Annotated in this window: 6 protein-coding genes, 8 tRNA genes and 1 riboswitch; of the genes, 12 read left to right on the plus strand and 2 right to left on the minus strand. The window is 48.4% G+C overall.

Annotated features, from left to right (window positions below; translation table 11 throughout):
- Positions 1-74 precede the first annotated feature (74 nt).
- From M3M37_RS00520 to rpoC, 12 genes are all read left to right on the plus strand, one after another.
- A tRNA-Val gene (locus M3M37_RS00520) sits at positions 75-147 on the plus strand.
- Positions 148-153: 6 nt separating this feature from the next.
- A tRNA-Lys gene (locus tag M3M37_RS00525) sits at positions 154-226 on the plus strand.
- Between the two features lie 25 nt (positions 227-251).
- Positions 252-334, plus strand: a tRNA-Leu gene (locus tag M3M37_RS00530).
- 12 nt (positions 335-346) lie between these two features.
- A tRNA-Thr gene (locus M3M37_RS00535) sits at positions 347-420 on the plus strand.
- Positions 421-424: 4 nt separating this feature from the next.
- Positions 425-496 (plus strand) — tRNA-Gly (locus M3M37_RS00540).
- Positions 497-511: 15 nt separating this feature from the next.
- A tRNA-Leu gene (locus M3M37_RS00545) sits at positions 512-597 on the plus strand.
- 5 nt (positions 598-602) lie between these two features.
- Positions 603-676: transfer RNA gene (locus M3M37_RS00550), tRNA-Arg, on the plus strand.
- 6 nt (positions 677-682) lie between these two features.
- Positions 683-756, plus strand: a tRNA-Pro gene (locus tag M3M37_RS00555).
- A 145-nt stretch (positions 757-901) separates the two neighbouring features.
- The gene (locus M3M37_RS00560) at positions 902-1375 is read left to right on the plus strand and encodes a CtsR family transcriptional regulator (protein ID WP_252795265.1); all 474 of its coding nucleotides are present in this window, start codon (positions 902-904) and stop codon (positions 1373-1375) included.
- A gap of 19 nt (positions 1376-1394) precedes the next feature.
- A complete protein-coding gene (locus M3M37_RS00565) occupies positions 1395-3860 on the plus strand; it encodes an ATP-dependent Clp protease ATP-binding subunit (RefSeq protein WP_252795266.1) in 2466 nt (821 codons plus the stop codon).
- 293 nt (positions 3861-4153) lie between these two features.
- Positions 4154-7753 carry a DNA-directed RNA polymerase subunit beta gene (rpoB, locus tag M3M37_RS00570; RefSeq protein WP_252795885.1) on the plus strand — a complete coding sequence of 1200 codons (3600 nt, stop codon included), beginning with the start codon at positions 4154-4156 and terminating at the stop codon, positions 7751-7753.
- Between the two features lie 24 nt (positions 7754-7777).
- Positions 7778-11422, plus strand: coding sequence for a DNA-directed RNA polymerase subunit beta' (gene rpoC / locus M3M37_RS00575; protein WP_252795267.1), 3645 nt, complete (start codon positions 7778-7780; stop codon positions 11420-11422).
- Positions 11423-11486: 64 nt separating this feature from the next.
- Here rpoC and M3M37_RS00580 read toward each other — a convergent pair whose 3' ends face one another.
- A complete protein-coding gene (locus M3M37_RS00580) occupies positions 11487-12059 on the minus strand; it encodes a xanthine phosphoribosyltransferase (RefSeq protein WP_252795268.1) in 573 nt (190 codons plus the stop codon).
- 35 nt (positions 12060-12094) lie between these two features.
- Positions 12095-12190, minus strand: a riboswitch (purine riboswitch).
- 12 nt (positions 12191-12202) lie between these two features.
- Positions 12203-12877: a prepilin peptidase gene (locus M3M37_RS07455; RefSeq protein ID WP_420842967.1), complete on the minus strand. Its 675-nt coding sequence runs from the start codon at positions 12875-12877 to the stop codon at positions 12203-12205.
- Positions 12878-12897 lie beyond the last annotated feature (20 nt).

Here is a 12897-nt window from a genome sequence, read left to right on the forward strand (position 1 = left end):
GTTGACGATTTTTCGATCTGATGCTATGATTTAATAGTTGTCAAAACGATGTAATTGTTTTGCTTCTCATTTATGGAAGATTAGCTCAGTTGGGAGAGCGTCTGCCTTACAAGCAGAGGGTCACAGGTTCGAGCCCTGTATCTTCCATTACATGAGCCGTTAGCTCAGCCGGTAGAGCATCTGACTTTTAATCAGAGGGTCGGCAGTTCGAACCTGCCACGGCTCATTTGTAAATGTAAAAATAATAACATGCGGACGTGGCGGAATTGGCAGACGCGCTAGATTTAGGTTCTAGTGTCTTAGCGACGTGGGGGTTCGAATCCCTTCGTCCGCATCCATTATTTTTGCCGACTTAGCTCAGTTGGCTAGAGCGCGTCACTAGTAATGATGAGGTCGGAGGTTCGAGTCCTCTAGTCGGCACTATGCGGAAGTAGTTCAGTGGTAGAACGCCACCTTGCCATGGTGGAGGTCGCGGGTTCGAATCCCGTCTTCCGCTTTTTTATATGTTTATGCCGGGGTGGCGGAATTGGCAGACGCACAGGACTTAAAATCCTGCGGTCAGTAATGACCGTACCGGTTCGATCCCGGTCCTCGGCATTTATGCACCTATAGCGCAATTGGATAGAGTGTCTGACTACGAATCAGAAGGTTGCAGGTTCGACTCCTGCTAGGTGCATTTGTTCGGGAAGTAGCTCAGCTTGGTAGAGCACCTGGTTTGGGACCAGGGGGTCGCAGGTTCGAATCCTGTCTTCCCGATTTAACTTATATAGATTAAAAACATTGGCTAATGGTAGTCAATGCTTTTTTGTATAGTTAATGGTTTTAAAAGGCCCTTTGCTTGTTATTTGCTGTGGATATTATATAATTAAAGTCAACATTAGTCAGAGACGAGATGAGAGATATGACACATCACAGCATGTCAGATACAATCGAAGAATATTTAAAGCAATTGTTACTTAGTGCGGATACGGCAGAAGTGGAAATCAGACGTTCAGATATTGCTGATCACTTTGACGTGGTCCCCTCTCAGATTAATTACGTGATTAAAACGCGGTTTACGCTGCGGGACGGCTACGTCGTGCAGAGTAAGCGGGGTGGTGGTGGTTACATTCGGATTGAACAAATTGACCTAGCGAGCGACACGGACGTGTTTGACCAGTTAGTGGCTTCCATTGGCACCCGAATTACCCAAAAGGACGAAGAAGACATTTTAACCACCCTTTATAACAACGGGTTACTTTCAACCCGCGAAGTTAACATGATTTCTTCCATCTTAACTCATGAAGCAATTGCAATTACTAATGCTGAAACCGAAGAAAAAGTACGAGCAAACGTGCTAACCGCTCTGTTGAGTCGGTTACGGTACGAATGCTAACCGAAAGGAGACTTACTTTATGGCAGATTCATTGACTCCGAGTGCTAAACGAGTATTAAACATTGCGCAGGATCAAGCGCGGAGCTTTAAGCACCAAGCGGTGGGAACCGAACACCTCCTGCTGGCGCTAACGCTAGAAAAAACTGGAATTGCCTACGAAACTTTGACGCAGCTCTCAATTACAGATCAAGATGTTTTTGAAGAAATCGAACAACGAGTTGGCTACGGAAATTTGGATGCAGAAGAGACCACGTACCTAAGTTACTCGCCCAAGATGCGGGAAATCATTGCCTTGGCCGCCCGGATTGCGCAACAATATGGAAGCCTAAAGGTCGGACCGGAACACCTGTTGTTAGCCTTAACGACTGACGAAAAGGGAGTTGCTGCCCGAATCATGGCCGGACTTGGTACTACCCCTGAAGAAGTTCGCAAGATTACGATTCGTAAGATGGGCGTACCGGATCAGGGTGTGGGCGCCGCGCGCGAACAACAAAACGAGGAAAGCCAAACCCCTACGTTAGATTCATTGGCAAAGGACTTGACTAAGACGGCTCGCGATGGTCAACTGGATCCAATTATTGGGCGGAGCTGCGAAATCAAACGGGCCATCCAAGTCTTGAGTCGCCGGACGAAGAACAACCCCGTTTTAATTGGAGAACCAGGGGTTGGAAAAACCGCAATTGCAGAAGGACTAGCCCAAAAGATTGTCCAAAAGAAAGTTCCAGAAGAAATGTTGAACAAGCGGATTATGATGCTGGACATGGGTTCCTTAGTGGCTGGCACTAAGTACCGGGGTGAATTTGAAAATCGGTTAAAGAAAGTGATCAACGAAATTCAAACTAGCGGGAATGTAATCCTGTTTGTGGATGAACTACACACCTTGATTGGGGCTGGTGGAGCTGAAGGAGCCATTGATGCTTCGAACATCTTAAAACCGGCATTAGCCCGGGGCGAACTCCAAATGATGGGGGCCACTACTCTAGACGAATACCAAAAACACATTGAATCGGATGCAGCGTTAGAACGGCGGTTTGCCACGATTCAAGTCAATGAGCCATCAGTACAAGAGGCGAAAGAAATTCTGCGCGGGTTACGACCGAAATATGAGGAACACCACCACGTGCAAATCACAAACGGGGCCATCGATGCCGCCGTGGACCTATCTAACCGCTACATTAGTGACCGCTTTCTGCCGGATAAAGCCATTGACCTAATGGATGAAGCAGCCGCTAAAGTTCGCATTGACGAACTGCAGGGCACGAGTCCGGTCTTGAAGAAACAACAAGAATTAGAAGAAGCCCGGCGCGACAAGGATCAAGCCATCGAAGACCAACGCTTCGACGACGCCGTTTCCATTCGGGCACACGAGCAAGAGTTGGAACAAGAGTTAGCCAAGCTGCAAAAGCAAAGTGACCAACAACGGCAACGTGAAAACAACGAGCACCAGTACAATTTACGCGAAACTGCTGAAGATGTGGCCCGGATTGTGGCTGAGTGGACGGGGGTTCCAGTTACGAAGCTCCAGAAATCTGATACTGAACAGCTGATTAACCTTGAAACGCAATTACACAAACACGTCATTGGCCAAGACCAGGCCGTTTCGGCAGTGGCGAGAGCCGTGCGACGGGCCCGGAGTGGTTTGAAGGATCCAAACCGGCCGATTGGGTCGTTCCTCTTCTTGGGACCAACCGGGGTTGGAAAAACGGAACTGGCCAAGCAACTAGCTGCCACGATGTTTGGCTCGGCGGACGACATGATTCGGGTCGACATGAGTGAATTCATGGAAAAGTACTCGACTAGTCGGTTGGTGGGGTCTGCACCTGGTTACGTGGGCTACGACGAAGGTGGTCAATTGACCGAAAAGGTGCGGAATCACCCGTACTCAGTGGTTCTACTTGACGAAGTTGAAAAGGCCCATCCCGACGTCTTTAACATGCTACTGCAGGTCTTAGATGATGGGTACCTGACTGATTCAAAGGGGCGCAAGGTTGATTTTCGCAATACGATTATCATCATGACGTCGAACCTGGGGGCCACGGCCTTGCAACAGCAAAAGACGGTTGGGTTTGAAACGGACCAGACGCGAAACCGTGATCGGGAAATGAAACAGGTCATTGATGAACAAGTCAAACAGTTCTTCCGGCCGGAATTCTTGAACCGGATTGACGAAACGGTTTACTTCCACTCCCTGACTAAGTCAGAACTGCACCAAATTGTGAAGTTACTGACGCACAAGCTGGTTACCCGGGTGGAAGCCCAGGGTTACGAACTTCGCTTAACCCCAGCAGCCATCGACGCTGTGGTGGCCAAGGGTTACCAACCAGAATACGGAGCTCGGCCGTTACGGCGGGCCATCCAAACTCTGATTGAGGATCCGTTGAGTGAAGACCTCTTAGCTGGTAAATTCGAAAAGGGCGACCGGATTACAGTCGGTGCGCGGAAAAACGAAATTACCATTACTAGCAAAGCTCCCAAACTAGTTTAAAACGAAAGCCTAACGGTCCTAGGATCGTTAGGCTTTTTGGTTGACGACGATTAATTAACGTTGTATACTACAGAAGTATTGACTATGAATTGAAATGTGTGATTGCGATCTATTGTCCGCAATTACGTTTATACGAAGCCAAAAATAAGTAAATGAACTTATTTTTGGATTTTTTTTGCTTAAATTTAGGGTAAATCCCTAATTGTAATCAAATTGTAACATTTCGGTTCGCAAGATTTATAAGGAGGGTGAACAACTTGGCAGAAGACTTGAAGGTAAACACACCACAAGCAATGGCCGGTAACGTTGTTAAGTACGGTAAACACAGAACCCGGCGTAGTTACGCCAGAATCAAGAAGGTTTTAGATTTACCAAACTTGATCGAGGTCCAAACTGATTCTTACAACTGGTTCTTAGACGAAGGACTCCGTGAGATGTTTAAAGACATCATGCCCATTGACGACTTTCAAGGAAAGTTATCGTTAGACTTCGTTGACTACCAATTATTAGAACCAAAGTACACGGTTGCAGAAGCACGGGCTCACGAAGTTAACTACTCCGCCCCTCTCCACGTAACCTTAAAATTAACTAATCACGAAACTGGTGAAATTAAGACCCAAGACGTGTTCTTCGGTGACCTACCGTTGATGACGGATCAAGGAACTTTCATTATTAATGGTGCAGAACGAGTAATCGTTTCCCAATTAGTTCGTTCCCCTGGGGCTTACTACCACAAAGAATTAGATAAAAACGGTCGTGAATCTTACAGCGCTACGGTGATTCCTAACCGGGGTGCTTGGATGGAATTTGCGACGGATGCCAAAAACATTTCCTATATCCGGATTGACCGGACGCGGAAACTGCCGATCACGGAATTAGTGCGGGCCCTTGGGTTTGGCTCTGATGACGAAATTACGGACATCTTTGGTTCCACTAGCGACACTTTGAACTTGACTTTGGAAAAAGACGTCCACAAGGATGCCAGTGACTCCCGGGTTGAAGAAGCTTTAAAGGACATTTACGAACGCTTGCGTCCGGGTGAACCAAAAACCGCTGAATCCTCTCGGAACCTGTTAACGACGCGTTTCTTTGATCCGAAGCGTTACGACATGGCACCTGTGGGTCGTTACAAGACCAACGAAAAGTTGAGCTTGAAGAACCGGTTGATGGGCGCTGCTCTAGCAGAAACGCTGGCTGATCCTGATACGGGTGAAATCATTGCCAACAAGGGCGACATCTTGGAAAAAGAATTAATGAAGAAACTGTCGCCTTATTTAGACCGGCAAGATTTTAAGGCTTACACTTTTAATCCGTCTTCAGAAGCAGTGGTAACTGATCCCGTGACGGTTCAAATCATTAAAGTTTACTCCAACACGGACCCAGAAAAAGTGGTTCCCGTCGTGGGTAACGACAACATTAGCTTGGACTACAAACACATTACGCCGGCTGACATGTTGGCACAAATCAACTACTTCTTCAACTTACAAGAAGGACTGGGATCTGTCGACGACATTGATCACTTGAGTAACCGGCGGGTTCGTTCCGTGGGGGAACTACTTCAAAACCAATTCCGGATTGGATTATCTCGGATGGAACGGGTGGTCCGCGAACGGATGTCAATTCAAGACACTGCGACGGTTACGCCACAACAGTTAATTAACATTCGTCCGGTCGTGGCTTCCGTGAAGGAATTCTTTGGTTCCTCACAATTGTCGCAGTTCATGGACCAAACTAACCCATTGGGAGAATTAACCCACAAACGGCGTTTATCGGCTTTAGGACCTGGTGGAATTACGCGGGACCGGGCCGGTTACGAAGTGCGGGATGTTAACTATACCCACTACGGCCGGATCTGTCCGATTGAAACGCCCGAAGGACCAAACATCGGGTTGATTAACTCGTTCTCTGGTTACGCGCGGGTCAACAAGTACGGCTTTATCGAATCACCATACCGGCGGGTGGATTGGAACACCCACAAGGTAACCGATAAGATTGACTACCTAACGGCTGGCGACGAAGATAAGTACGTGATTGCCCAGGCCAACTCACCATTGAACCCCGATGGTTCTTTCCGCGACGAACAAGTAATGGCGCGGGATAAGTCCGAATACGTGGAAGCTAATACGGTCGACGTGGACTACATGGACGTTTCACCCAAACAAGTGGTTTCCGTCGCCACTGCATGTATTCCGTTCTTGGAAAATGATGACTCCAACCGGGCTCTGATGGGATCAAACATGCAACGGCAAGCGGTTCCGCTGTTAAATCCACACGCTCCACTAGTGGGAACGGGAATGGAATACAAGACCGCCCATGACTCCGGAGTGGCTAAGATTGCGAAATACGCCGGAACGGTTGAATACGTTGATGCTCGTGAAATCAAGATTCGCCGTGACAACGGTACTTTAGATACGTACGAACTGACGAAGTTCATGCGGTCTAACAATGGAATGAACTATAACCAAACTCCAATCGTTAAGACCGGTGACCACGTGGATGCCGACGAAATCATCGCAGATGGTCCAGCCATGGAAAGTGGAGAATTAGCCTTGGGGCAAAACCCAACGGTGGCCTTCATGACTTGGCAAGGATACAACTTCGAAGATGCCATCGCCATTAGCGAAAAACTGGTCAAAGAAGATGCTTACACTTCGATTCACATTGAAGAGTACGAATCAGAAACCAGAGACACGAAACTGGGACCTGAAGAAATGACCCGGGAAATTCCTAACGTCGGAGAGGATGCCTTAAAGGATCTCGATGAAAACGGAATTGTGCGGATTGGGGCTGAAGTGCACGACGGTGATATTCTGGTCGGAAAGGTTACTCCAAAGGGAATGACCGAACTGTCCTCCGAAGAACGGCTCTTGCACGCTATCTTCGGGGAAAAATCACGTGAAGTTCGTGATACCTCCCTCCGGGTGCCCCACGGTGCCGACGGGGTGGTGCAAGACGTCAAGATTTTCTCTCGGGAAAACGGGGACGAACTGCAACCAGGTGTGAACAAGATGGTTCGGGTTTACATCGCCCAGAAGCGGAAGTTGCAAGTCGGTGACAAGATGGCCGGTAAGCACGGAAACAAAGGGACGGTTTCCATTGTGGTTTCAGAAGAAGACATGCCATACATGCCAGACGGAACTCCAGTGGATATCCTCTTAAGCCCCATGGGTGTGCCTTCCCGGATGAACATTGGTCAAGTACTGGAAATGCACCTCGGAATGGCAGCTAAGAAACTGGGAATCCACGTTGCTTCTCCTGTCTTTGATGGGGCTACCAGTGACGACGTGTGGGACGCCGTTCGCGAAGCCGGTATGGCACACGATGCTAAAACCATTCTGTACGATGGTCGGACCGGAGAACCATTTGATAAACCAGTGGCCGTTGGGGTCATGGGTTATCTGAAACTGAACCACATGTCAGAAGATAAGATTCACGCTCGTTCCATTGGACCTTACTCCTTGGTTACGCAACAACCACTGGGTGGGAAAGCCCAATTTGGGGGTCAGCGGTTCGGTGAAATGGAAGTTTGGGCTTTAGAAGCATATGGAGCTGCCCACACCTTGCAAGAAATTTTAACTTACAAGTCTGATGACGTCGTTGGTCGGGTCAAGACCTATGAAGCCATCGTAAAGGGCGATCCAATTCCAAAGCCAGGCGTTCCAGAATCATTCCGTGTGTTGGTCAAAGAATTACAAGCCTTAGGACTGGATATGAAGGTCTTAGGGGCTAACCACCAAGCCATCGACTTACGTGATATGGATGAAGATGACGAAGTGGTAAACGTGAACGCCTTAAACAAGGTCGCACACGAACAAGCTGAAAAACAAACTGAAGCAAAACAAGAAGCTAGTCATGCTGCCGGTCAGGATGATAACGAGCAACAAGATCAGTAAAACCTGAATAAGGAGGGAACGCCAATGGTTGATGTGAACAAATTTAAGAGCATGCAAGTTGGTTTAGCAGCCCCAGAAACGATCCGCAGTTGGTCGTTTGGAGAAGTTAAGAAGCCAGAAACCATTAACTACCGGACGTTGAAACCGGAAAAAGACGGTTTATTCGACGAACGGATCTTTGGACCAACCAAGGACTGGAAATGTGCCTGTGGAAAGTACAAAGGGATCCGGTACAAGGGAATCGTCTGTGATCGTTGTGGTGTAGAAGTTACCCGTGCTAAGGTCCGGCGGGAACGGATGGGCCACATTGAATTAGCAGCTCCGGTTACCCACATTTGGTACTACAAGGGAATTCCGAGCCGGATGGGCTTGGTCTTAGACATGAGTCCGCGGTCACTTGAAGAAGTTATTTACTTTGCCGCCTACGTTGTAACCGATCCTGGTAACACGCCCATGGAAAAGAAGCAACTCTTAACGGAACAAGAATACCGGGATAAAAAACGGGAATACGGAACGCGCTTTGAAGCCAAAATTGGGGCCGAAGCCATCCGGACGTTGTTAGCTGACGTTGATCTCGAAAAGGAAGTTGCTGAACTCAAAGACGAATTGAAGTCTGCGACCGGACAAAAACGGACCCGGGCCATTCGGCGGTTAGACATTTTGGAAGCCTTTCTGACTTCTGGAAACCAACTAACTTGGATGGTCATGGATGCCATTCCAGTGATGCCACCTGACTTACGGCCCATGGTACAACTAGAAGGGGGTCGGTTTGCGACCTCTGACTTAAACGATTTGTACCGGCGGGTAATCAACCGGAACAACCGGTTGAAACGTCTGCTGGATTTGCATGCTCCCGGCATTATCGTGCAAAACGAAAAGCGGATGTTGCAAGAAGCTGTCGATGCCCTAATCGATAACGGACGGCGTGGTCGTCCGGTTGCCGGTCCAGGAAACCGGCCGTTGAAGTCCCTTTCCCACCTTTTGAAGGGGAAACAAGGGCGGTTCCGTCAGAACCTGCTTGGGAAACGGGTCGACTACTCTGGTCGTTCCGTTATCGACGTGGGTCCATGGTTGAAGTTGAGCCAAATGGGACTTCCCGTTTCTATGGCCCTTGAACTGTTCAAACCATTCATCATGCACGAATTGGTAGAACGCGGGTTGGCTTCCAACGTGAAGAATGCTAAACGTGAAATTGAACGCAAGGACGACGTGGTCTTTGACGTCTTACCAGATGTCATCAAGGAACACCCAGTGCTGTTGAACCGGGCCCCAACCTTGCACCGGTTAGGAATTCAAGCCTTTGAACCCGTGCTGGTTAGTGGGAACTCGATGCGGTTGCATCCCCTAGTTTGTGCCGCTTACAACGCCGACTTTGATGGAGACCAGATGGCCATCCACGTGCCGCTGTCAGAAGAAGCACAAGCAGAATCACGGCTCTTGATGGCCGCTGCCGGGCACATTTTGGCGCCTAAAGACGGGAAACCAGTTGTGGCTCCATCCCAAGATATGGTGATTGGGAACTACTACCTCACCATGGAAGAACCCAACCGTGAAGGGGAAGGCATGATCTTTAACGATCCTGATGAAGTGGAATTAGCTTATCGGGACGGGCTAGTGCACTGGCACAGTCGAATTGGGATTAAAGCGGCTGCTTACCCAAACAAGCCGTTTACGGATGACCAACAAGATAAGATTATGGTAACTTCGGTTGGGAAAGTTCTCTTCAACCAAATCCTGCCGAAGGACTTTACCTACTTGAACGAACCAACCGATACTAACTTACACGGTTACGTTCCAGACGAATACTTCTTGGAACCGGGCGAAGACATTCATGAACATATTGCCAATGCCGAATTGGTTCGTCCCTTTAAGAAGGGCTTCTTATCGGATATCATTGCTGAAGTTTACGATCAATACAAGGTAACGGAAACTTCCGAGCTCTTGGACCGGATCAAGGACCTTGGTAACGATGAATCAACGAAGTCTGGATTAACGGTCGGAATGTCTGACATCATGGACCTCCACGAAAAGCCGAAGGTTGTGGCAGCTGCCCACAAGAAGGTGGACACCATTACCAAGCAATTCCGGCGTGGTTTGATTACTGATCAAGAACGTTACGAACGGGTTGTGAACGTTTGGAACGAAGCTCGTGATGAAATTCAAGACCAATTGATGAAGAATTTCGACCCCGAAAACCCCATCTTTATGATGAGTGATTCTGGAGCCCGGGGTAACATTTCTAACTTTACGCAGTTAGCTGGAATGCGGGGCTTGATGGCTTCTCCTGATGGTAAAATCATGGAACTGCCCATCACTTCGAACTTCCGGGAAGGAATGTCCGTTTTGGAAATGTTCATTTCGACCCACGGTGCTCGGAAAGGGATGACCGATACGGCCTTGAAGACTGCCAACTCTGGTTACTTAACCCGGCGGTTAGTTGACGTGGCGCAAGACGTTATCATTCGGGAAAAGGATTGTGGAACTGATCGTGGTTTGACGGTTACTGCCATTACGGAAGGTAACGAAATGATCGAACCACTTTACGACCGAATCTTAGGCCGAAATGCCATGAAGACCGTGACGAACCCACAAACTGGTGAAGTAATTGTGGATCGGAACGAAATGATTGACGACAAGAAGGCCCAAGCCATCGTGGACGCTGGGATTGAAGCCGTCGAAATTCGTTCGGCCTTCACTTGCAACACGCCTCACGGGGTTTGTGAACGTTGTTACGGTCAAAACTTGGCTACTGGTGACGAAGTGGAAGTTGGAGAAGCAGTCGGAACGGTTGCTGCTCAATCTATCGGGGAACCCGGAACGCAGTTAACGTTACGGACTTTCCATACCGGTGGGGTTGCAAGTAACACCGATATCACCCAGGGACTTCCCCGGGTGCAAGAAATCTTTGAAGCCCGGAATCCAAAAGGTAAGTCAACCATCAGTGAAGTTACTGGGGTCGTTGAATTAATCGAAGAGGATCCGGCTGAAGGGGTTAAGGAAATCACCATCCAAGGAAAAGCCGATACCAGAAAGTACAAGGTTCCATTGACAGCTCGGATGCGGGTTGCTGAAGGTGACACGGTTCGCCGTGGGGAAGCCTTGAATGAAGGTTCGATTGATCCAAAGGAATTGCTGAAGATCAGAGATACTCTGTCTACGGAAACCTACCTGTTAACGGCGGTCCAAGAAGTTTACCGGCGTCAAGGGGTGGAAGTGAACGATAAGCATGCCGAAATCATGGTTCGGCAAATGTTACGAAAAGTTCGGGTCATGGATCCGGGTGACACTGACATCTTGCCAGGAACTTTGATTGACATCGATGACTTCAAGGAACGGAACCGGGATGCCGTTATGACTGGAAAGGTGCCAGCTACGGCTCGTCCGGTGCTCCTCGGAATCACGAAGGCTGCCCTCGAAACGAACAGTTTCTTATCAGCTGCTTCCTTCCAAGAAACGACGCGGGTTCTGACCGATGCTGCTATTCGCGGTAAGGTTGATCCGTTGATTGGATTGAAAGAAAACGTAATTATTGGGAAGTTGTTACCAGCTGGAACGGGTGTTCATGAATATGAAGACATCGAACCAGAAGAACTGGGTCAAACCGCTGATCAAGGAGTGACTGCTCCTTCTGACCAGACGACCAGTGCTGATGGCGACGACGCTGAATAATTAACCAAACGAAAAGGACGATTACAAAATGTAATCGTCCTTTTTTGTGTTTTCTTTCCCTAAACTAGTTTGCAAAGGTGACCTGCTGGTTATCTAAAGAGGCAATCTGAGCTAGCGACAGTACGTTGTAACCGTGGTCACGTAGGTATGTTCCTCCAGGTTGGAAGGTCTTTTCAATCACGATGCCGATTCCACTGACGCTGGCTCCAGCGGCTTCCGTAATCTTAATCAAGCCCTTGGTGGCCTCTCCGTTGGCTAAAAAGTCATCAATGATGAGTACTCGGTCAGTATTATCCAAAAATGGTTTTTCAATGTAAATGTGGTTGTTGGTATTTTTCGTGTAAGAATAAACTTCCGCACTGTACACGTCATCCTTAACTACCAGTGATTTACTCTTGCGGGCAAACACGACGGGAAGGTGCATGGCTAAGCCGGTTAAAACGGCTGGCGCAATTCCAGAGGCTTCTACCGTTAGAATCTTGGTGATGCCAGCCGATTGAAAGTAATCCGCAAAGGCTTGCCCAATTTGTTGCATCAGCTGGGGATCAATTTGATGATTTAAAAAGGAATTAACCTTTAAAATGTTGCCCGGTAAAACGGTTCCGTTCGTTTCAATGGCGTGTTTTAGTGCGTCCATAGTCAAATTCCTCCATAAAAAAAGCCCACGTTGATAGTGGGCGACTTCCCACTTATAGTTCAGAATTGCGGTTCTGAGTAGAGACGGTCAGCCGATTCTGACCATATATAAGCAGTAACAATTTTCTTTAATCTTACTCTGAATCAAGCTGAGAAGCAAACCAGTCCGGTGAGGTAGAGGAGAGTACTGCCAAATAACAGGGGTAAAAAAGGCAACGCGCGCTTGCGCGTACTCAGTAGCCAACCCAAGCCGAATAGCGAGGCTAGTAAGACGATGCCACACCAGGCGGTTAGGGGAAAAACAAGAAGCAGGAGCCATAATAAATCGAGATCACCGTTGCCAATCCAATTGCCCTTGCGATTAATCATGAGGAGTAGGAGGTATAACAAAGTGTAGCTGATGACTAGTGGGAGTGGTTTTTGACTAATCACGAAGGCCAAGCAGCTTGGAAAGACTAATAACCACGTGGGGAAACCCCAGCAGATGCTGTCAAAGGTGCTCAGCAGTTGAAAGCTCAGTAAAAAGAGGAGCCAGGAGCAACTGGTTTGATTGACGGGTGGACTGAGCCAAAAGCACCACCCAGCGGTTACCTCCCAGACTAACAAAGACCACGGGAGCCGCCGGTGGCAGGTGCGACAACGGCCCCGTTGCCAGGTGAAACTGAGAACGGGCAGTAGTTCCCACCATCGTAACGGTCGTTGGCACCACTGACAATGAGACCGCCCCGTTTGAAATGATGTTCCTTGCACGGTGCGGGTGGCGACTACGGTCAGAAATGAACCGCAGCAGCAACCGACGTAAAACCAAAAAAATAACATGCTGAATCCTCCTTTTTAGT

It is taken from the genome of Fructilactobacillus carniphilus (genome assembly GCF_024029675.1).
GTDB classification, from domain to species: domain Bacteria; phylum Bacillota; class Bacilli; order Lactobacillales; family Lactobacillaceae; genus Fructilactobacillus; species Fructilactobacillus carniphilus.